We start from the raw sequence: 22,450 nt of genomic DNA, 5'->3' as shown, positions 1-22,450 counted from the left end.
CCCAGTGAAAGGCAGATTGTATACGCGTTACGCACCCGTACGCCGGTCTCTGTTACCCGAAAGTAACTTCCCCCTCGACTTGCATGTGTTAGGCCTGCCGCTAGCGTTCATCCTGAGCCAGGATCAAACTCTTCATCGTTAAAATCTTTTATATCTTCTAACCGATCTTCAAGTTATTGACTTCAGGTTTCACTCAATCCTTTAAATCTTTCTTTGTGCTGTACAACATTATGTCAAGGTACGTGTTGTTTCTTTCCGCTCCAGAGGCATTACTATCCTCTTTTGCGGGTGCAAAGGTATAACCTTTTTATTTACCTACAAAATTTTTATACAATTTTTTTCTAAAAAGTTTTATGTGCTTCGGTAAGTGGTTGATTATTAATACTAATATTATAATCATTTTTGGGCTTCTTAGTGCTTTCTAACACGCTTTTCTTCTCTTACAACTAACTACCAACAGTTAAACATACATTCACATTTTTATCTCTAACATCTATAAGTAGTTTCCAAACTATCCTATCATAATAATTTTAGTACTCAAGTGTGATATAATACATAATCTGCTAATTTACCAAAAGACATATATTTTTTTGCATATTAGAAAAATATTGTATTTTTGTTCTCATAAGAACTTATTAAAATGAAGACACCTTACTTACTAATAGCCTTCCGTTTTTTATTAGCCCCTACCATACTGATCTTTTCTTATTACACTGAAGAATCAATAGCAAGGCTATGGATTATAGTTTTCATCATCCTTGGCTTACTCTCCGATATTTTCGATGGGATTATCGCAAGGCAAATGGGTATTAGTACAGTAAAAATGCGACGAATGGATAGCCAAACAGATTTAGTATTCTGGCTCTCTATAGGAATAGCGTGTTATCATCTCAACCCTGAACTCATAAAGACGTATCGGTATGAAGTAATCGCTATTTTTATAATGGAAGGGTTATGTTATACTATTAGTTTTCTGAAGTTTGGCAAAGAAACCTGTACTCACGCTTTTCTCTCCAAGTTGTGGGGTTTGTGCTTACTTACAGCATTTATCTCCCTCATAGGCTTTGGTCACGGAGGATTTCCCTTGCAATTAGCTATTTATTGGGGGCTCTTCTCACAATTAGATGTGATTCTCATCTTGCTTTTGTTGCCCAAATGGCAAAACGATATCCCTAGTGCCTATCACGCCTACTTAATAAGAAGAGGCAAAAACTTTAAGAAGAGCAAATGGCTTAATAGCTAAATACTCTTCTTTAATAAAAAATAAGGTTACCCTACTGATACTAATTCTACATCAAAAATAAGAGGTGCATTAGGTGGTATTACGCCTCCCGCACCACGACCGCCATAGGCAAGTTCTGATGGGATTACCAATCGGGCTTTATCTCCTTCGTGAAGAAGTAATATTCCTTCATCCCAACCTGCAATCACTTGTCCAACACCTACAGTAAACTGTAGTGGTTCTTTCCTGCGATAAGAACTATCAAACACGGTCTTGTCAAGCAACATACCTGTATAGTGCACGGCTACTTTTTGCCCTGCTTCTGCTTTTTTACCATTACCCTTGTGGGTAATTTGGTAATATAAACCACTATTCGTTTTCTCAAAGCCCACTACTTCTTTGGTAAAGGCTTCTTCAGCTTTGCGTTTCTCTTCAGCCAAACGAGCTGCTTTGGCTTCATTAAAATCATTGAAGGCTTTTAAGGCGTCCCATTTTTCTGCCTCCTCTCCTACTCTCACTATTTCTACTTTTTCAATCTTATCGCCTTGTGCAATCGCATCTACTACATCTTGTCCTTCCACAACTTCACCAAACACCGTGTGCTTGTTGTCTAGCCAAGGGGTGGCTACGTGTGTAATGAAAAACTGACTCCCATTCGTACCTGGTCCTGCATTCGCCATCGAAATGACTCCCGGTTTATTGTGTTTGAGCTCTGGGTGAAATTCATCGTCAAAACGATAACCTGGGTCTCCTGTGCCAGTTCCTAACGGACAGCCTCCTTGTATCATAAAGTTAGGAATCACTCGGTGAAAAGTAAGTCCATCGTAATAAGGCGTACCAAGTGATTTTTGTGAGTTCTTCATTTTCCCTTCTGCAAGAGCTACAAAATTCCCTACCGTAGCAGGCGTTTTTTCATAAGTAAGACGAAGTAAAATAACTCCCTTCGTGGTAGTTATCTTTGCATAAATACCATTTTGCATTTTTTTATCTTTTAATGTATTAGAGTGCAAAATTACACCAAAATTCCTAAATCACCAAATCACCACACTTTGCTCATTTTCTCATTTGCTAATTTGCTAATTCCTGCAAATTCTTTAGCTCATCTCTGTACTGTGCAGCTTTTACAAAATCCAGCTCTTTGGCAGCTACCTCCATCAGTTTGCGGGTTTCTTTGATTTTCTTTTCCAATTCCTTAGCCGATAAATATACCGATTGCGCTTCGGCAGCTGTGCGCTCTTTAAACGACGGATCGTAGTGAAATTCGGTTATAGGGCTCTTGCTGAGGCTATTCTCTATCTTCTTATGCAAAGGCTGAGGCGTGATGTTGTGTGCCTTGTTGTAGTTCATTTGCTTTTCACGGCGGTAATTGGTGTCGTCAATGGTACGTTGCATACTCTCAGTAATCTTGTCGGCGTACATTATTGCTTTTCCATTCACATTGCGGGCAGCCCTTCCTACGGTTTGAGTGAGCGAACGAGTGGAACGCAAAAAGCCTTCCTTATCAGCATCGAGGATAGCTACGAGCGACACTTCGGGCAGGTCTAAGCCCTCACGGAGGAGGTTTACCCCTATGAGCACATCAAAGAGTCCTTTGCGCAGGTCTTGCATTATCTCCACACGCTCTAATGTGTCTACATCACTGTGAATGTAACGACACCTAATACCAATGCGAGTGAGGTATTTAGTAAGCTCCTCTGCCATTCGCTTGGTGAGGGTGGTTACCAATATGCGCTCGTCTTTCTCGGTGCGCAGTTGTATTTCCTCCACAAGGTCATCTATTTGATTGGCACTGGGGCGCACTTCTATTTCGGGGTCGAGCAATCCGGTGGGGCGTATCACCTGCTCTACGTACACGCCTTGCGTTTGTTGGAGCTCATAATCAGCAGGGGTGGCACTCACGTAAATCACTTGGTTTTGAAGCGCTTCAAACTCCTCGAATTTCAACGGACGGTTGTCCATTGCAGCGGGCAATCGGAAACCGTATTCCACGAGATTCTCCTTCCTACTGCGGTCACCACCGTACATTGCGTGCACTTGTGAGACGGTTACGTGACTCTCGTCGATAACCATCAAGAAATCATCGGGGAAGTAATCTATGAGGCAAAACGGACGTGTGCCTGGTTCTCTACCGTCCAAATAGCGAGAATAGTTCTCAATACCCGAACAGTACCCTAATTCCCGTATCATCTCAAGGTCAAACTCAGTGCGTTCTTTCAGCCGTTTGGCTTCTAAGGGTTTGCCTAAAGCCTCAAAGAACTCTACTTGCTTCACCAAATCTTGTTGAATGTTCCATATCGCTTTTTGGAGAATATCAGGGGAAGTAACGAACATATTAGCGGGGTAGATATTAAGGCTCTGGTAGTGGTCTAACACGTGATTAGTAGTAGGGTCAAACTGTTCTATCTCTTCAATTTCATCACCAAAAAAGTGAATGCGAAAGGCGTTGTCGTCATAACCTGGGAAGACATCAAGCACATCGCCTTTGATACGGAAGTTGCCGTGCCTAAATTCGGCGGTCGTTCGGGCATAGAGACTTTGCACAAGGCGATGCATCAGCTTGGTACGAGGGAGTACGTCACCCTGTTTGAGGGTAATCACGTTCTTTTGAAATTCCACAGGGTTACCAATACCATACAAACACGACACAGATGCCACAACCAATACATCGCGCCTGCCCGACAGCAAAGCAGAGGTCGTACTGAGACGCAGTTTTTCAATTTCATCGTTAATAGAGAGGTCTTTTTCGATATAAGTACCTGTGGAAGGTATATAAGCTTCCGGCTGATAGTAGTCGTAGTAAGAGACGAAGTATTCCACCGCGTTATTGGGGAAGAAAGCCTTAAATTCAGAATACAACTGGGCTGCCAGCGTCTTATTATGTGCCAACACAAGAGTAGGACGCTGAATGCGTTCCACCACATTAGCGATAGTAAAAGTCTTTCCAGAGCCCGTAACACCTAATAGTACTTGGTACTTATCGTTGCGCTCTATACCTTTTACCAATTGGTCGATAGCCTGAGGTTGGTCGCCCGTAGGGGCAAAGTCAGAAACTATATTGAATTTCATTTGTTTTAACCATAAATAAGAGTGCAAAGATAGTGAAGAAAACTGAAAAGTAAAAATTATTTCACGCACATAGCTTAGAGACTCTAAATACTAAAATCTGAATTCAAAATTTTATAGTCTTTTCTCCCCCATTTATTCACTTCATCTTTGCTTTTCTTTCGATTTATTACCCTCAAAACTACTTCCCTCTATTAACTCTTAACCTCTCACTATTAACTCTTTACACACTCTTTCTATACCAATCGTCCAAGATTCGTATAAGCTTCCTATAAGCTCTCTATAAGCTAACCCCACCCAATTTACAGCTCATTTTTTACTTTTTACCTCAACACACCCTTCCGTTTCTCTCCGATATCTTCCGTCTTCTCTTAACAACCCTAATACATCGCTTTTGCAGTACACACTTTGCCAAAGTTAATTGCCCGTCGTGCTACGACTGCCTGTGCGGCTCGCACCTTTGGCAAAGTTAATTATCAGTATTTCTAGCATTATTGGCTTTTACCTCATTTTCTAATTTTCAAATTTGCTAATTTGCTAATTTCAATACCCATATCGCTCGCCCCATAATTTTTTAAGATAGTCGCGCAGGGCATTCTCACGTGGATTATCAGAAGGTTCATAGAAGGTTTCACCTTGCAATTCATCAGGGAGATAGTCCTGAAAGGCAAAATTGCTCTCATAATCGTGAGCATATTGGTAGTCTTTGCCATAGCCGAGCTCTTTCATCAGTTTGGTAGGGGCATTGCGCAAGTGGATAGGTACACTCAGGTCGCCTGTTTGCTTTACTACTTGTTGGGATTTGTTAATTGCCTTATAAGAAGCGTTGCTCTTAGGAGAAGAAGCGAGATATATAGCACACTGACTGAGGATAATACGCGCCTCGGGGTAACCAATGGTGGTTACTGCCTGAAAGGTGTTGTTAGCCAAAATCATTGCAGTAGGGTTAGCATTGCCTATATCTTCGGAAGCGAGAATGAGCATACGACGTGCGATAAACTTCACATCTTCACCGCCTTCAATCATTCGTGCCAACCAATAGACTGCGCCATTAGGGTCACTGCCTCGTATCGATTTGATAAAAGCCGAAATGATATCGTAATGCTGTTCACCCGTTTTGTCGTAGAGTACGGTGTTTTTCTGCACCAATCTGAGGACGCTGTCGTTCGTAATCACTACTGGTTCACCTTCAGGAGTCGCATTGACGATGAGCTCAAAAGTGTTCAACAATTTGCGTCCGTCGCCACCTGAGAGTCGCAAAAGAGCTTCTGTTTCTTGCAGTTGAATATCTTTGGTTTTAAGAATAACATCTTGGGTAATGGCATTGTGAAGCAGTTGTTCTAAATCTTTGCGCTCAAAGGCGTTCAGTATATACACTTGGCAACGAGAGAGCAAGGCAGGAATCACCTCGAAACTAGGGTTCTCAGTAGTCGCCCCAATGAGGGTAATCCAACCTTTTTCAACAGCCTGCAAAAGGGAATCTTGTTGGGTTTTGTTAAATCGATGAATTTCGTCTATGAAAACGATAGGGTTTTGGGTAGTGAAGAGTCCGCCGCTTTGTTTGCTTTGGTCAATTACTTCACGCACTTCCTTAATCCCCGAACTAATGGCACTCAAGGTATAGAAAGCGCGGTTGCTTTGGTGCGCAATGATGTTTGCCAGCGTAGTTTTACCCGTTCCTGGGGGACCCCAAAAGATAAGCGATGGCAAAAGACCGCGTTCTATCTGTTGACGCAAAGCCCCTTGAGCTCCAACTAAGTGCTCTTGTCCCACATATTGCGCTAAGGAAGTGGGGCGCATACGTTCTGCTAAAGGAGAAGACATTGATATAATGATTAATGTTTAATGATTAATGAAATCAACTTTGCCAAAGTGTAGCAATGTATAAACTGCCTGTCGTACTACGACCTATTTTGTGATATTGGTACTAGAAGCAGAGCCGATGCCTACCACCTCGTCGTAGAGAGCACCAGGAGCGCGGTAGTACACTAACACGAGGTAAGTGTTTTCAGTTTGTTGAAAATTACCACTTATTTCGTTGAAATCAACTGTGTTGCCTGCTTTGGTAGCAAACTTATAGTTGTAAAATCCCTGTTTAAGGAGTACTTTCCCTTTGAAAAGTCCATCTTTTTCGTCATAAGTGAGTTTGTATTCATCACGGAGTTCGTAGTTGCTAAACTTGCCGTATACATACACTTCTTTACCCCAAAAAGTAGATTTCCCTTCTAAGGCAAAATGCACTTGGGTGTAATCGGCTTCATTGGCAGGGTTCATTCCGTTGATAGTGGTTACCAAGAAATCGCCATTGATATCGGGATAATAAGTATAGACATTGCTCGCACGGCTTACATTGGTAAACAAGTAGCTATTTACCCATTTGCTTCTATCCAAACGATAGACTCCCGATGCAGGCACGTGTATATCCTTGCTATCAAAATAGAAGTATTCATTGCCTCCCCAAAAAGCCGTTTCGCGGTCGTAGCGATACACGAGGTCGTTACCCATCACGTACTGAGGTTTTACACCCGTGATAGCCGTATCCCAACGGTAGTTTTGCAGTATGGCTACTTTCACCGCTACATTGGGATTATCAAGTCTAAAATCTTTCTGCTTAATAGTGAACTGTACCACTTGTTGAGTATCGAAATACTGCAAATCGCGAGCGCGTTTTATTTCGGTGAGTACATTCACTTGGGGTGTATAAAGCACAAATCGGCGTGAAAAGAGCTCTGTGCCATAACTATCGGTGATAGAGAGCATATAGTTACCACTGAGAGTGATTTTAGTGAGTTCATTAGGGAAAGTAAGGCGGTAATGCGAATAGCCTTGCAGGGTACCATAGGAGTTACTCTCGGGCTGTACCGGTTGGTTATCAATGCCTTTAAGGTATTCGCTTTTCAGCAGAGAAGAGGCAGACCAATCGGCATTGCAATGAGTGATTTTATAGTAGTAAGTCTCCTCATTACCCCCGAGGTCGTCGAACTGCAAGCTAAACGACTCATTACGGCGCACGATAGGGAATTGGTTTTTATCGTTGCCGTTAGCTTTGAAGATAATCGTTTTGATATAATCAGGTGGTGTTTTCTCCACCAGCGGTTGAGCTTGCATTGCCAAGGGAAGTAGGAGTAAAAAAAGAAGTTTTTTCATAATTAAATATTTATATTTTGTCTTAGGTGTACTATTTTTTATTTAGTAAAATAAATATTCTCCACAAGAATACAACTCACTTATTTCACTCCGTGCATCAGTTTCTTCACAAACGGATTGATGAGAATAATGAGTACCCCTGCTACGGCAGGCACAATGGTAAATATCAAAAAGAAAGTACTCAAACTGTACTCACGGGTGATATTCTCTATCTGTCCGCCCAGTACAGCTGCTAATTTATGACCAATAGCTACAGCAAGGTACCATACCCCAAACATAAATGCTATCATTCGTGCAGGTACAAGCTTCGAGACGTATGAAAGCCCCACAGGCGATAAGCACAACTCACCCATAGTGTTAAACATATAAGCAAATACAAGCCATAACATACTCACCTTTACTCCGTGAGTTACCCCGTGAGAGCCTAAGGCGAGTAAACCAAATCCTACTGAAAGCATCAGCAGTCCGATGCCGTATTTCATCGCAGCAGGTAGATTATACTTGCTATCCCACCAACGTGAGAACAAGCTCGCTAAGGCAATAATGAAGAAAGAATTCAGGATAGAAAACCACGATACAGTCGTCTCTACCCAGTTATCGCGCTCTTCTTTCACTTGCGCAACTATCAGCCCGTTGTCAGTATTGAGCTCTGCTCCCCGCTGTTTTGCCCACTGTTCCTTTTCGGCATCTACATAGCCAAACGAAGTGTTTTTGTTGTTCTTGCTCAGCAATTTTATCTCTTGTCCTACTTTTAGGTGATAATCAGCTACTCCTATGATAGTAGTACGTTCTACGATTTTCAAATCAGGGCGAGCGACTCTGTTTTCTTCAGTAATAGGGATATAAGTAGTTCTGCCTTGTGTATCGGTTTGTTCATAGGCTTGATAACTCACACTGTAAGCTGTGGTTTTAAAGTCGCGTTGTAGCATCCACGAAGCAATGCCCCATACAAGACTAAAACAGACCAATAACACTACTACGGCAGGAAATATCTTTTTGTAGGTTTTCTTTACCAAAAGGAAAAGTACGTAGGTAATCAGTAATAGTGGAATCACGGTAAGTAGTGCATTGAAAATATTGTAAACTACTGCCCAATTACCCTGTAATTCACGCTCTATATTATCCCGTGCAAAAATCACTAAAGACGAAGCCCCTTGTTCAAACGACAACCAAAAAAACACCACAAAAAAGGCAAAGATGACCACGGTAAGCATACGGTCGCGCACTATCGTAGTATAACGCATTATGCGACTACCTATCAGGTAAAAGAAAGCTATTAAGCCTACAATCACCATCACATATTGCCCTTTAAGCCCTGAGGTAGCAGCCCACCCAAAAAGGTCGATATTCCATATTTTCGAGAGAGGGTCGTTTAGTGCATAGCCAATACCTATGATTGCCGAAAGCGCTACCAATATCTTATCTACGGTAGTGAAAGGATTGAGTTTTTCCTCTTCTTGTTTTGCATCACTTGTAGTCTCTTTTTTTTCTTGCTTGCGTGGCTCACTTCCTATTGAACCAAATAAAGATTTGGCAAACCAAAACTGTATAGTCCCCAAGAGCATAAACACTCCTGCTAAACCGAAGCCCCAACTCCACCCTATGCGTTCTGCCAAGTAACCGCAGAGCATCATTCCAAAGAAAGCTCCAGAATTTACTCCCATATAGAAGATGGTATAAGCAGCATCTTTCTTCTCGGGTAGGTCTTTGTACATTTCCGATACAAATGACACCATATTAGGTTTGAAAAAGCCCGTTCCTATCACCAAAAGTGCAAGCCCCAAATAGAGCGAAACCTCAGTTTCAAAAGCCATCGATACGTGTCCTAAGGTGATAATAACCGCCCCTATGATTACTGCCCAACGGTAGCCAGTAATCTTATCGGCTATTATACCTCCAAGTATAGGAGTGAGATAAAGAAGCATAACATACGTACCAAAAAGTGCACCCGCATTTTCAGTACTCCACGCCCATCCTGGGTTATACCCTATAAGCGTCATCGTAAGAAAGTTAATGAGCAGTACGCGCATTCCATAAAACGAAAAACGCTCCCACATTTCTGTAAAGAAAAGCACGAACAGCCCCGCTGGATGTCCTAATACTTGTGTATCGAAAATTGTTTTTTTAGTCATATAGATTTTATTCGTTATTTTTCTTGCTTTTCAACTCTTAACTAAAAATGTCCCACTTAATTCCCAATCGAATAATAAAATCTCTATACGGCTGACGTGGTGCAGAATAATAGTTGTAAGGATTTCCTATTTTTAGCCAGTTGCTCACGGGCACTTGCCATTGTTCTAAAGAGAAGAAAATGCGCATCGTACGTACTTTGGCATTGAGAAAAAAGTCAAACATCGGAAAGTTACCCGTCTTCTCTGCCGTCTGTACAGCAAATTCCCCTAAAAGCGGATTGTACTGATTGGAGTAATATTTGGTGAAGTAATTAAACCCTATCCCCGTTTGTAAGTACATTGCCTTGTTGAACAAGTGTGATGCAAAGTAAAAACTATTGCGAGTCACAAAAGTAGGCACATTCAAAATATTGCTGTCTTGTACCACTTGCTGGTAAAGCATAGTGTTATCTAAGCCCCATTTACCAAATTTAAACTCTTTTTGTACTTTCAGTTGCAAATATTGTATATTGCTACTGTACTGCTCAGGACGCACTTTCCCTAAGGTTTCTTCTTGAAAATAAGTGTAGTTGTTGAGGTTGGTAAGACTTAGTGAAGCATTCCCCCATTGGGTTTTCAAATCGCCATAGAGGGTCTGGGTATTCTGTTTGTTAAACGAAGTATAGTTATCCCAATTAAACTGCTTGTAGTCGCTTTGATACAGCAAATAATTAAAATTAGGCATAGCCGAATGCAATTCAGCTCCTGCGGTGATGCTGTTCTTATCGTCAAAAGCATAAGCAAGTTTCCCGCTGAGTCTAGTACCTGTCATCCTGCCTACAAATGTCTGTTCGCCTTCTGCGTCTATGCTGAAACCACCCACTTTCTTATGCCATTGCACACCTAAACTCAGGTCAGTATCCTTAATTTGTCGGCGTTGCAATACTCCTGATACGTAGTAAGCGTTCTGAAAGTAATAATTGTAGAAATAAGCATTTCCAAAGAGGAAAGTTCTACCCAGATAGGGCAATTCGAGCTCTACTCCCAAACGGTTGATCATCTTTTTCAAGCGTGCCTTGTCGTGCAGGTTTTGGGGTACATAGGCATCGCCAAAATAACTGTTGCTTTGAGTTTCGTCATAAGTATAATGTTCAGTTTCGTAGCTAAACAAATGGCGGAAGCGTATCTGCTTGTACGAAGCCAGCGAATCGCGGTTGCGCAAGAAAGCGTAGTCGTGTTGCAAAAAATAACGCTTGCTCTCCCGGATATTCTCAGCATTGAGCAATTGCACGTCTATTGTCGCACGGTTTTTAAACTGTTTTTCACCTCCCTCAAACTGCTCGGGCGTTACTATACCTCCATTCTCCTGACTGGTGATGTCGTGAGAGGCAAAGTGTGCAAAGGCAGTGTATTTCTTGTTAGGCGATACGTAGGAAAAGCCCGCTCTAAAATTGCCATTGCTCACTAATATACGTTGGTATTTACCCAAGGAACGCAAACCTTTGTAAGCGATAAAGATATTGAGGTTGGGCTGTAAATTGATTGAAAAAAGGGTGTTCAAAAACTGACCTTGTTCCATACCGCTCTTGTAAGTAAACTCAGTAAGTGGCGTAGGCAAATGGTAATAAGTTACCTCTTCGGGAGTGAGGTAGAGTTGCTTTTTAGCTTCTGCTCCCATCGAAGGCAGGTAATCCTGACGGCGGAAGTCGTAAGAGAGTGCATTATACGGTTGCCCCATATTCGAGAAAGGCATCTTGCCAAACATATCCTTTCCCCACTCGTTGTTCAAGTAATACTTCTGCATCGTAAGCGAAGTATCTACCGAAGTAGTATCGCGGGTATAAGTAATAATTTTGTAGTCGCGTGCAGTGAAAGTAATGCTGTCTTTCTTCTTTTTAGGACGCAACGACTTAAAGGTTACCCCTCCCTCCTGATTGTTGTTCGCACTATCGTCTTCTTGTGCCCAACTCAGCAAGGGGAATAGTAACCCTATAAGGAAATATATAGTTTTTTTCAGTGTCATTCGTTTCTATTTGGGGGCAAAGATAGGAATAATTTGTCAATTAGCCAATTTGTTAATTTTAGATATAAGTCAAACGTATCAAATTTATTTGCTAGTGCGAGTTTGCAATTTGTGTCTATCTTGTTATATAAATTACTAAGACTGCCCGAAAAGTCTTAAAATCGCATTTGCGTCGCTACACTTTGCCAAAGTTTCAGACTTTGAAAAAGTTGATTACCTTGATAATCAATTTCTCCTAGTTATATTGTAGGGGCGATTGGCAAATCGCCCTCACAGAACAAAACTTTTGGGACAGACCTTATTTTTATCAAACTTTTATAATTAACCAATAAACTACATAACTGACAAAACAACTATATTTTTAATCTTTTATTTGTAAATATTTTTGCTAATCAATAAAATATCCTTACCTTTGTGTCATTAAATTATAAATGATAAAGTTATGTTGTATTTTTTCAAATCCATCAGAAGACCAGTAAAACACTGGTACATTCCCCTTATTTTAGGGATTTTGTTCATTCTTTGTGGTATAGGGGTAATTATATCACCACAAGCTTCTTATCTTACCCTTTCAATACTCTTTAGTCTCTCATTCTTAATATCAGGGATAACTGAATCCTTCTTTGCCCTACAAAATACTAAAACTCTCAATGGTTGGGGCTGGTATTTGGTAAGCGGACTCATTTCATTGATAATGGGTATTTTTTTACTTATGTATCCCGCCCTATCAATGTTTATATTACCATTGGTAGTAGGATTCACATTGTTATTCCGTTCGTTTCAGTTACTCGGTTTTGCCTTCGAAGTAAAAGAAGCTGGTGTACTAAATTGGGGTAACCTAGCCATAGTAAGCGTATTGGGTATTATCCTTTCGTTCATTTTGATTGCTAATCCTATCTTTACAGGTATCTCATTAGTAGTGTTCACAGGTTTAGCGTTTATCTTCACAGGTATTTCTTCTGTAATACTTTCGTTCAATCTGAAAAAGTTAAAAAGTTCTGCTCAAAAGTTATCAGATGATTTAAAGAACCGTATAGAAGACCTCGAAAAAGAAGTGAGAGAAGCTTTAAAATAACAGCAGATTAGCAAAATACCACTGGCACGAATCTATAGCTATACCTATGACTACAGAACTATAGTGCTTTTTTACAGAAAATACCTCCAAAGAATTAAATACTCTTTGGAGGTATTATGATTTTATAATTGATGTGCCTACACCCAATATCCAGCACCCTTTTTAAGAGTTATCTTTACTCTTACCTTCAGTAATTGTCATTATTGCACTGTGGTATTAAAAGAACACTCCATTGGTAAAACCATACCACCGCAATACCGTTTCGCCCCACAAGAGTATCATCAACCAACTGATAAACATCATCGTGATACCAAACTTGAAGGTGTCGCTCCAGCTGTATTGATTGGTAGTGTACAGTAGGGCAGCAGGTTTACTGTTAAAAGGCAGTACATACACGTGTCCCACAAGCATTGCCACCGGGAAAGCTAGACTCATAATCGGATACCCGTTCTTCTGAGCGACCCCTATGGCAATAGGAATGAATATGAGGGTAAGCATTGTTTTAGATTGGAATATAAGCGAGAAAAGCAAAATCCCTCCTGTAAGTATCATATACAATACCCAAAACGGAGTGGCTTGAGTTATCCCTAAACTACCAAAAAGTGCATCTATAAGCGTGCCAGGCAAACCTGTCGCGTCGAGTCCTGCCCCTAAGGTATAAGCGCCTGCCGAGAACAATAGCAAGTGCCAAGGAATGTCTACATCGTTCCATTTCACTACGCCTACGCCTGGAAGCAAGGCTACTACGGCACCCATAAAAGCTACTGCTGTTTGGTTGATACCGTGTTGCTTATCGGTAGCCCACAAGATGAGTACACAAACAAAAATAGCAATCGCTTTATACTCCTCAAACTTCATTTTGCCGAGCTTGTTAAGCTCTTCTCTAAGCCTTTCCATACCTCCTTCAATCTGTGGTACGCGCTCTTCTTTTTTCAGTGGAAAATATATTTTCGAGCCTACGAACCACGCTATGAGAATAAGTAACACGCTCATCGGAAAGGCTGCTTTAAACCAATCCTGATAACTAAAAGAGCCTATACCCATAGCTCCTGCTATAAGAGAGCCCGCTAAAAGGGCTGCTCCTGAGCCTGTCAAGAAGGCATTAGCTCCTAAATTGATTTGGAAAAGGTTCTGCAATATCAAATTCCTACCGAAGTTATTGCGGTGTTCTCCTCCCGTAGCCCCGTAGATAGCGGCTATTACCATAAAGATAGGCAACAGTATAGCAGCTTTGGCAGTAGTTGCCGAAATAAATGCCGATAGTACTAAGTTAATAATGATAAAACTCAGTATAATACCTCCCGAATTTCTGCCAAACTTCAACACAAACCACAAAGCAAATCGCTTCGCCACCTGCGTTTTTACTAACATACTCGCTAAGATAAACGAAAGAATATTGAGCCACATTACAGGGTGCCCTAATTGAGCATATGCTGTCTTGTCGGTCGTGACTCCACAAAGTACAATGCCCAGTATTACCAGTAATGAAGTGAGGTAATTGGGGATTGCTTCGGTAATCCATAAAATAATAGCAGCTACAAAAATAGCCAGCATCGCGTAGTTGATGTGTATAAACTCGTTGTGTGTTGCCTGTTGTAGGGTTACTTTTTGCTCGTCCGAGAGTTTTTTTTCTCCCTTCATTGTAGCTGTTAGTTGTTTGGTTTTAGCCTTTTCTATTTGGGCATACCGAGCCATCGCCGATTCAGTAAGCGGTGTCGTCTTCTCATTGGTATCAATCCGGTTGATAAACGAAATATTGGCTACCCAGTAAATAAGCACAAAGGCGAGGATAGCAAGCGGTCCTCCAATGCGTTGGAGGAACCGCTCTACCCCTGTTTTTTGTACCTTTGGCAACTTTTCGATATGATAGTTATTCATATCCAAAGGGTCAAAAGGTGGCGTGTGGTCGGTATTGTTTGTCATTTCCAGTTCTTATAAGGGTTCTTCATTAACATTGAATTGTAATAACGCTTGTCGCCTGTTACTTCTTCTCCCAACCAATCAGGACGGGCAAAAGTAGCTTTCTCGTCGGGTAATTCAATCTCTGCCATTACAAGTCCTTCATTGTCTCCATAGAACTCGTCAATCTCAAAACAATAGTCGCCGTTCTTTACCAAATAACGTGTCTTGTCAATAATACCTGGTTCACATAGCTTCAATAGCTCTTGCACTTCAGCTACGGGTATTTCCTTTTCCCATTCAAACCGGCTTGCGCCACTTTCATTACCGATGCCTTTTATGGTAATGAACCCTTTGTCCCCTTTTATGCGCACTCTCACGGTGCGTTCGGGAACGGAACTCAAATAACCTTGGGTGATACGAGTTGCCTTAAACGATGCTGCTTTATAGGCATCGCTCTTCACCATAAATTTTCTTTCTATTTCTTGTGCCATAACTTAATTTGCTAAGGGTTTATGTATCATTCCAATCACGCGTTTAATCGCTTGCAAGTAGTTGATGTTCTCTACTCCTTCCAACCCGCAATCGGCAATGGTTTTCTTTATATCTTCTATCTCGGTAGACTCTGAGTTAATGGTTTTCACCAAAGCCCCATTGATATATACGTTGCCGGTTTCGCAAATGGTATTGTTCACCATATAACCAAAACGCACCTTCTCAACGGTTACTGCTTGCAAGTCGGGGTGTGCTTCCACCATCTGTAAGAACTCTCCTAAGGTGTATTCTCCTTTGGTAAGCTCAGGCATTCCTTGCACTTTAAAAGCGGGGAATACTTCTTCTTTAAGCACTTTTGCCGAGATGGGAAACTCTCCTTTCATCAGTGGGTTCCATTGTTCTAATCCATCTACCTTTTGTACAAAGGTTTTGATGTCCATCTTACCATCGCGAATTTTAGTGTTGTTCACATCGTTAGTCCTACTCACAATATAGGTTTCGGTACTGCGGCGTTCCCATACTTTTTCAGGAACAGGTACACTTAGGCGTGCCATACGCTCGGCTTGTTTAGCAAAGCAACGCCCAAAACTGCGAAACTCAAAACGCGGTTTAGAAATTTCGCCAATCTTTAATTCTTCTTTTGCCATAATTATGTTTTTATATCATTTATTGTTTAATCGCTTATTTTGTAATATTTCCCTACAATAACCGTCCTTACACTCCTCTTCTCTCACTGCTTAACAGTCTCATCTTCTGTCCCTGTCGCAGGGTTCGCTTTCCCTTGGGTTGGGTCTGCTTGCATAAATTTACCTGTACCATCAGGACATCGGCTCCACGATTTCTTAACTGCCTCAAGACCCACTTTGCCCCAACCATTGCCTTTTTCACCTCGTTGGAAGGTGTTGAGCTTAGTTCCCTCTGGGCTGTAAAGCTCTATAAGCACACTTTTCTTGCTCGAAAAACCCGACTTGAGCCCTCTTGGGGTACTGCCATTAGCACCTACGATAGCAAAATGTGAGTGAGGGGCTACCACTTCACCCTCAATACCCGTCCACGTAAGTTCTTCGTCTTTTTTAATGGTTACGTCTTTTAGTTTGATAGGAGTGTCGCCGTTGTTGTAAAGTTCTATAAATTTTTCGGCATCGGCGCCTGCTCCGTAAAGCTCGTTAAGAACCAATTTAGTGTAGTCCGAAGGCTTATCGCCTACCACATAGCTACTTTCTTTTACGGTCGAAAATCCTGCGGTATTCACTACTGTTACTTTGTAGGTTACTTTTGTTTTATCGGCTTGTGCCGGAATAGTCCCTGTAAAAGTATTGTCCTTGCCTGTCATCGCTACGGTTTGGTTGCCTGCTCCTGCGTTGTAAACCAAAGTTACTGTCGAAGGTGCTTGTAGTCCCGGAGCGATTACAGCGGTTACCACTACGTTGTCAGTTGAGGTAGGGGCTGCGGGAGTAAGCTTTACCGATTTGATGGTCGAAGCTCCCTCGTACACTGCATCTTTCACACAACCTGCTGTGATGACCAATATTAATAGAAGTATGTATCTTAAACTTTTCATTTTAGTAATGGTTTAAAGGTGAATGTTTAGAAATTAATTTCAAAGCGCATAGCGAGCATATGGTAACTCACACCGCCTTTGCCTTTGCCTTCCACCGCTTTTTTATAATCGGTAGTTGGGGCTCCTGTGGCATCGTGCCCAATAATCAGTTTGCCTCTGCCGTTTGCATAACGGTCGTTGTTGGTATACTGATAGTTCAGAGCTATTTTCACGTTGTTATTCACATAAAAGTTCAACCCCGTAGTGAAGTTTGCTCCTGAACCACCATACACGTCTTTATCGTTCAAGGTGAGGTAATCACAGCGCATTGCCAGCTCCACATCACCCCATTCCTTGCCTCGGGTGGGCTGAGTAAACTCGCCTTCCGATACGTTAAACTTCTGTTTGCCACCAAAGAGCAAATACGCAGCTTGCACATACCAACCTGTGAAATTGTAATAGGTAGCTTCCGTAGTAACGTGGTTGCCTATCCACTCTCCTTGTACGCGGAAGCCTCCGTAGTAAGCAGCAGCTTCTACCCCGCGCAACCATTCGTGGTCTACATTGGGTATAACATCAGTGTCTAAGTACTTTTTGCGGTTAATCGAGGTAGAGTTGCGGGTACTAAAACGCGCTCCGCCGTAATCCTTAGGCGCTACATCAGTTTTAGGAGTGCGGTAAGACCCCTTAACTCCTAAATAGCAACCTTGCATACGGTCTTCGGTATAAGGCATCCAGCCCACTTTACTGGTGATTGAATACCCCTGGTTGCGTCCGTAATCCTTGTTGTTGTCTTGCACATTGGTCACTTCCTCAACGCCAGCTACTCGTTGCAAAAACATACCAAGCGAAGCCCTAAAATGGTCGCGCAAGAACTCTCCTTGAATACCCAAATGTCGTGACGGCACTAAGGCTTTACACACCATAGGTCGTTCCATAAAGGTTAAGTAACGCGAACTGGTAGTTTGCTCCATCGAGAAATCTTCTTTGAAGTTCCCCACCTTCAAGGCTACGTTCTTAATCCCGTCGTATTCCACGATTGCATCTTTAAGTTCAAAAATACCATCGGCGAAATCAACGTCCACTTCACCGTACCAATCTTTGGTAACTTGTGCCTTTACGGCAAATCGAGCACGGCGAATAGAAGCACCGTTGCCTATCTTGTCGTAATCGCTCTTAGCGCCAAAAAACGTAGCAGCATCCACTTGTACACGGTTGTCAAACCAAAACTTATAGTTCTGATGTTTTGATTCAAAAACCAAGATATTGTTACGTGCCTCTGAGCGAAGTTCTTTTCTATCGACTGCCACGCCATATTGGTTATAGCGAATGGTATCGAGCTCTTGGGCTATAGCTGTACTAAAGAAAGACAGCAATAGCCCCCAAATTAAAAAGGGTAACTTTTCCATCGGTTAAAATAATGTTTGTTAATGGAGTTGGTAAATTATTATTATAGTTCTTTTAACGCCACAAAGGTAAAAACTATTTTCCAATTAGCAATGAATTATTTTCTTTTTTTTTGATTTAAGCTGAAAAATCCTTAATTTTAACATAACACACCTTTACATCACCTCTATCTTACTTTCGATTATTTTTCTATTTTCAATTTTTAACTATTCACTGTTAAGCTATCCACTGTTTAACCGTTCACTACCAACTCTTTCTATAATTTTATCCTACCATACCCCTATCTCTTCCCTTTTCCGTCACTACATTCCCCCTTTGGAGGTAGCCAGCGATAGCTGGGTATGTGTAAAGGGGGAGGTTATCCCCTAGTGCCTATGACCTAAGGCCTAGCACCTCTTCCTCTTTCTTTCGCCTCGAAACCCCGTTTTTAACATTTTTAGCACTGTTGTATCATACTATGAATCAATTATTTATATACCCTTCCTATACCAATCGTCCAAGATTCGTATAAGCTTCCTATAAGCTCTCTATAAGCTAACCCCACCCATCTAATAGCCTTTTTTCATCAAAATCTCTCTCAGCTCCCTTCCGTTTATTTTCGTTATCTTTTTACAGTCCCAATATTCCCATTTGCTATTTGAATTTCTTTTGCAACACACACTTTGCCAAAGTTAATCGCTCGTCGTGCTACGACCTTTGGCAAAGTTAAATTACTATTATTGGCATTATCAGCATTTTTGGTATTAAAAAATTTTTTCCTACCTTTGCACTTCATTGCATATTACACTGCTTTCATTGAAACATCTTAATTATGCGCATTCTTTTTTACATAACGCTGTTTTTATCCCTGCTCGCCTGCGATTCCAAAGAGAAGAAAGAGGAGGTAACACCCTTGCTCTTCCCCGATAATACGCAAATGCTTTTCCGCATCAACGATAAAGACAACTTCCTCAGTGCCATTGCTAACAATACCTTTTGGAAAACGCACAATCCTCATCAGTTGCGCCCACACGAGGTAAAGCTCCTTAATAGCATTCCCACCGATGATAACTTGTGGGTAGCTTTTGATACCGAAGGTCATTTCTTTGCGATAACTCCCCGTATTAGTAACGATACTATTAGTTTTTGGCGCAATGCCGATACTCAAATCCAAAAACAAGCTCAGTTTGGTAAAGAATGGTTTTACACCATAGCCGATAACAACTTGGTTATAGGCGATTCCGAGACTGTTTCGGCTTATCAACAACTGAAACAAGAAACTAAAACACCACGGCAACAGTCTTTGGAACAACTCCAAAAAGTAGGTAATACCGAATGCGTTGCCACTCTTTTCTTCCAAAAAGACGAAGCAAATGCTTACTTCAAATCGTTCTTCGGAACCGAGATATTGCAAAATGTAAAAGATTGGGTCTCTCTCGACCTTTTCTTAGAAGAAAACAACATACGTTTTAGCGGTATGGCACTCATTGCCAATCCCAATGCCGATATAATGGCACACACCTTACCCTATCAAAACAATGTGTTAAACGTACTTCCCGCGCGCTTGCGTTCACTCGTTTCTTATACTTTCGACGACGGCGATAAGCTCGCTCAAAACGATAGTACAGCTACCAATAATCCGTTTAAAACCTCTATCAATGGGGTAGCTTTTGCTCAAACCCCCGAAGGTCAATTTGCGGTCGCCTCTTCTTTTGATGTAGATGAAACCATCAAACAGTTGCCCGTACTCTCAGAAGACTTTCAGCACAACTTCTCTATGTACGAACTAAACCCCGACCTCCCAATGGATTTTTTCACGGCTTTTGTACCTCAGTTTGTCCCTAAATACGTCGGAGTGTATGAAAAGTTTCTCGTATTTACTACCACCAAAGACCTTCTTACCTCAGTAATCAACGATATGCAACGAGGCAATGTGCTTTCAGCCAATAAATCTTACGATTGGTTAGAACAAAACAGCGCTTCCAACGTAAGTGTTACGCGACTCACAAATCTTTATGACAACACAGCTTTTAGCAGTAAATATCCTTATATAGCTGAAAACTATCGCTGGGCAGTATTCCAACAAACTCCTCAAAACGACTATTACGTGCTCAATTTCATCAGTCAAAAACAAACTGAAAGCACTCTTTCCGATGAGATGAAAGAACGTTTCCGCCTTACGTTAGACGACCAAATGGTTATCCCTCCTACCATTCTCTTAAACCACCGCACCAAACAACTCGAAATAGCCGTGCAAGACACCAATAACGATTTATATCTGATAGGTAACAACGGTTCTCTCTTGTGGAAAAAACGCTTAGACGGAAAGATACAAAGCCCTATTTACCAGGTCGATTTATTTAAAAACGGCTTCTTGCAAATGGCTTTCACTACCGAAAAGTCTATCTGGATTATTGACCGCAACGGCAATGTGGTAGAGCCTTTCCCTCTAAAATATCAAAACCCTATCACACCTTTGGAGGTGTTCGATTACGATAGCAATCGCGAATACCGCTTCCTCTTTGCCGAAAACAATATCTTGCACCTGTTAGACAGAAAAGGACAACAAGTGAAAGGCTTCTTACAGCGCACCAATGGAAAACCTTTGTTTACTCCTAAGCATTACCGTTTCAATGGCAAAGACTATCTTATCTACCCTTCCGATAATGGTATCTTTAATATCTTGCACCGCAACGGTGAAAACAGAATAACAGTAAAGGGTAACTATCGTTTCTCTAACAATCCTCCTTTGGTATTCAATAACTTGTTTATGTTCACCACTCAAGAAGGTAACCTTATTTCTATCGATGAGAAAGGAGGAATGAATCGCACAAATCCATCGCTGGTAGAACCCTTTTATTGGGAAGGTAATCGTTATGCACTTACCTCTCTTTCGGGCAACATACTTACCATAGGCAGGCAACGCATTGAACTTCCCGAAGGTAAATATGCCCGTCCTAAACAGTTCCGCATTCGTGGCATCAACTACGTCTCAGTAAACGAACAAAACACCAAAAAAGCCTATTTATACGACGAAAAAGGAAAATTGTTAAAAGACTTTCCCGTAGAATCAGTATCCCCCATTGCAATAGATGTAGATTTAGATAAATCTATTTGGATAGTTACTGAAAAATCACCCACTGAATTGGTGCTCTACACTATGAGACAATTAGCTAATTAATATCGAATTGAAAAAAGCAGTCATCATAGGCTTAGGTCTCATAGGAGGTTCCTTTGCCTTAGAACTAAAAAAACGTTTGGGCTACCACATTGCTGGTATCGACCTAAACCCTAATCATATAGAAAAAGCCTTAGCCTTAGGCATCATCGATGAAAGTACGGATTACAACCATCTCACCGATGCCGACCTCGTGCTCATAGCAGTACCCGTGAACCATATAGGCGAAGTGCTTATAGAGGTACTCAATAAAGTAGGCGAGCACACGTTAGTAATGGACGCAGGTTCTGTAAAAGGTCACATCTGCGAGGTAGTAGCTACGCACCCCCATAGGAAAAATTTTGTAGCAGCGCACCCTATGGCAGGTACCGAGCATTCAGGACCTGAGGCAGCTCTTTACAACCTCTTCGATGGGAAAGTAATGGCACTTTGTGAAGTAGAAAAAAGCAATTGGCAACTGCTTGACCGTGCATTGAGTATTGTAAAAGCCCTTAATATGCGCGTGAAGATGATGCAACCTTCTGACCACGACTTACATACTGCCTATGTATCACACCTCTCGCACGTAAGTTCGTTTATGCTGGGCAAAACCGTTTTAGAGATAGAAAAAGACGAAGCTCAAATTTTCGATTTAGCCAGTACAGGGTTCGCCTCTACGGTGCGTTTGGCAAAAAGTGACGCTCAGATGTGGTGTCCTATCTTTTTGGAGAACAAGAACAATGTGCTAAAAGCCCTCAATGAATATATCAAGAATTTAGAAGCTTTCAGAACTCTCATCGAAACTGAACAATCCGAAGCCCTTACCCAAAGTATCCACGAAGCCAATTATATTAGGAAAATACTCAAATAGTATTCTAATACCAAATGGGTATATATGCGAGCTGTAACGTGTATATACCCGTTTAGTGATAGATATATACCGCTGACCTCACAGGTATATACTTTTCTAATAATAGGTATATACCGCATTGTAAGTTCCACTAATAATTGCAATTTTAAGTAGTAATTTTTAGTAAAACTTTTATTTTTCAGAGGGTTTTGCCTCTAAGGGGCAACCCTCTGAAAAATAAAAAAAGAGAAAAAACTATAAAAGTCTTTTCTCTTTCAAAATAAATGCTTTTCTTTGTAAATGACAATGAAAGAATATAAGCATTTAAATTTGGTGCAAAGGTCGGTAATTTCTGCTTTAAAAGCAAGCGGAATCAAACAAAAAGATATTGCTCTTTATGCAGAGTGTAATCCCTCTACCGTCAGTCGAGAGCTGTCAAGAAACAAAACAAAGACAGGAAAATACAGTCCAAAAGTAGCTCA

Annotated in this window: 16 protein-coding genes and 1 rRNA gene; 5 read left to right on the top strand and 12 right to left on the bottom strand. The window is 41.3% G+C overall.

Annotated elements, in window-relative coordinates; all coding sequences use genetic code 11:
- Nucleotides 1-139 (bottom strand): 16S ribosomal RNA (locus HMPREF1320_RS03645); the annotation flags it as partial.
- Between the two features lie 501 nt (nt 140-640).
- On the opposite strand from HMPREF1320_RS03645, the gene HMPREF1320_RS03640 reads away from it, so the two are divergent.
- Nucleotides 641-1,243, top strand: a complete 603-nt coding sequence (locus HMPREF1320_RS03640; RefSeq protein WP_015782566.1) for a CDP-alcohol phosphatidyltransferase family protein — start codon at nt 641-643, stop codon at nt 1,241-1,243.
- 26 nt (nt 1,244-1,269) lie between these two features.
- Here HMPREF1320_RS03640 and HMPREF1320_RS03635 read toward each other — a convergent pair whose 3' ends face one another.
- From HMPREF1320_RS03635 to HMPREF1320_RS03610, 6 genes are all read right to left on the bottom strand, one after another.
- A complete protein-coding gene (locus tag HMPREF1320_RS03635) occupies nt 1,270-2,202 on the bottom strand; it encodes a peptidylprolyl isomerase (protein WP_009417412.1) in 933 nt (310 codons plus the stop codon).
- Nucleotides 2,203-2,290: 88 nt separating this feature from the next.
- Nucleotides 2,291-4,288: an excinuclease ABC subunit UvrB gene (gene uvrB, locus HMPREF1320_RS03630; RefSeq protein WP_009417415.1), complete on the bottom strand. Its 1,998-nt coding sequence runs from the start codon at nt 4,286-4,288 to the stop codon at nt 2,291-2,293.
- Between the two features lie 540 nt (nt 4,289-4,828).
- Nucleotides 4,829-6,109, bottom strand: coding sequence for a replication-associated recombination protein A (locus HMPREF1320_RS03625; protein WP_009417416.1), 1,281 nt, complete (start codon nt 6,107-6,109; stop codon nt 4,829-4,831).
- An 84-nt stretch (nt 6,110-6,193) separates the two neighbouring features.
- Entirely contained in the window at nt 6,194-7,432 is a 1,239-nt protein-coding gene (locus HMPREF1320_RS03620) for a DUF5103 domain-containing protein (RefSeq protein WP_009417418.1), read from the bottom strand.
- Between the two features lie 80 nt (nt 7,433-7,512).
- Nucleotides 7,513-9,564, bottom strand: a complete 2,052-nt coding sequence (locus HMPREF1320_RS03615; protein WP_009417420.1) for a peptide MFS transporter — start codon at nt 9,562-9,564, stop codon at nt 7,513-7,515.
- Nucleotides 9,565-9,601: 37 nt separating this feature from the next.
- Nucleotides 9,602-11,566, bottom strand: coding sequence for a putative porin (locus tag HMPREF1320_RS03610; RefSeq protein ID WP_009417417.1), 1,965 nt, complete (start codon nt 11,564-11,566; stop codon nt 9,602-9,604).
- Between the two features lie 442 nt (nt 11,567-12,008).
- Between HMPREF1320_RS03610 and HMPREF1320_RS03605 the strand changes: the two genes are divergently transcribed.
- A complete protein-coding gene (locus HMPREF1320_RS03605) occupies nt 12,009-12,641 on the top strand; it encodes an HdeD family acid-resistance protein (RefSeq protein ID WP_009417422.1) in 633 nt (210 codons plus the stop codon).
- A gap of 216 nt (nt 12,642-12,857) precedes the next feature.
- Here HMPREF1320_RS03605 and HMPREF1320_RS03600 read toward each other — a convergent pair whose 3' ends face one another.
- From HMPREF1320_RS03600 to HMPREF1320_RS03580, 5 genes are all read right to left on the bottom strand, one after another.
- On the bottom strand, nt 12,858-14,564 hold the full coding sequence (locus HMPREF1320_RS03600) for an SLC13 family permease (protein WP_009411331.1): 1,707 nt from the start codon (nt 14,562-14,564) through the stop codon (nt 12,858-12,860).
- Nucleotides 14,561-15,034, bottom strand: a complete 474-nt coding sequence (locus tag HMPREF1320_RS03595; RefSeq protein WP_009417413.1) for a CYTH domain-containing protein — start codon at nt 15,032-15,034, stop codon at nt 14,561-14,563. Before HMPREF1320_RS03595 ends, HMPREF1320_RS03600 begins: the two co-directional genes overlap by 4 nt.
- A 3-nt stretch (nt 15,035-15,037) precedes the next feature.
- On the bottom strand, nt 15,038-15,682 hold the full coding sequence (locus HMPREF1320_RS03590) for a hypothetical protein (RefSeq protein WP_002675535.1): 645 nt from the start codon (nt 15,680-15,682) through the stop codon (nt 15,038-15,040).
- Between the two features lie 83 nt (nt 15,683-15,765).
- Nucleotides 15,766-16,596, bottom strand: coding sequence for a lamin tail domain-containing protein (locus HMPREF1320_RS03585; protein ID WP_009417410.1), 831 nt, complete (start codon nt 16,594-16,596; stop codon nt 15,766-15,768).
- A gap of 26 nt (nt 16,597-16,622) precedes the next feature.
- Nucleotides 16,623-17,984 carry an OprO/OprP family phosphate-selective porin gene (locus tag HMPREF1320_RS03580; RefSeq protein WP_009417421.1) on the bottom strand — a complete coding sequence of 454 codons (1,362 nt, stop codon included), beginning with the start codon at nt 17,982-17,984 and terminating at the stop codon, nt 16,623-16,625.
- An 809-nt stretch (nt 17,985-18,793) separates the two neighbouring features.
- Here HMPREF1320_RS03580 and HMPREF1320_RS03575 point away from each other — a divergent pair.
- The 3 genes from HMPREF1320_RS03575 to HMPREF1320_RS03565 all read left to right on the top strand — a co-directional run.
- Nucleotides 18,794-21,142, top strand: a complete 2,349-nt coding sequence (locus HMPREF1320_RS03575; RefSeq protein WP_009417419.1) for a hypothetical protein — start codon at nt 18,794-18,796, stop codon at nt 21,140-21,142.
- Between the two features lie 7 nt (nt 21,143-21,149).
- The gene (locus tag HMPREF1320_RS03570) at nt 21,150-21,989 is read left to right on the top strand and encodes a prephenate dehydrogenase (RefSeq protein WP_009417411.1); all 840 of its coding nucleotides are present in this window, start codon (nt 21,150-21,152) and stop codon (nt 21,987-21,989) included.
- Between the two features lie 279 nt (nt 21,990-22,268).
- The coding region (locus tag HMPREF1320_RS03565) for a helix-turn-helix domain-containing protein (protein WP_034554020.1) at nt 22,269-22,450 on the top strand (182 nt) is incomplete at its 3' end.

It is taken from the genome of Capnocytophaga sp. oral taxon 335 str. F0486 (assembly GCF_000277665.1).
GTDB classification, from domain to species: domain Bacteria; phylum Bacteroidota; class Bacteroidia; order Flavobacteriales; family Flavobacteriaceae; genus Capnocytophaga; species Capnocytophaga ochracea.
The sequence above is the reverse complement of the archived record's forward strand: the minus strand, read 5'-3'. Positions and strand labels throughout refer to the sequence as shown.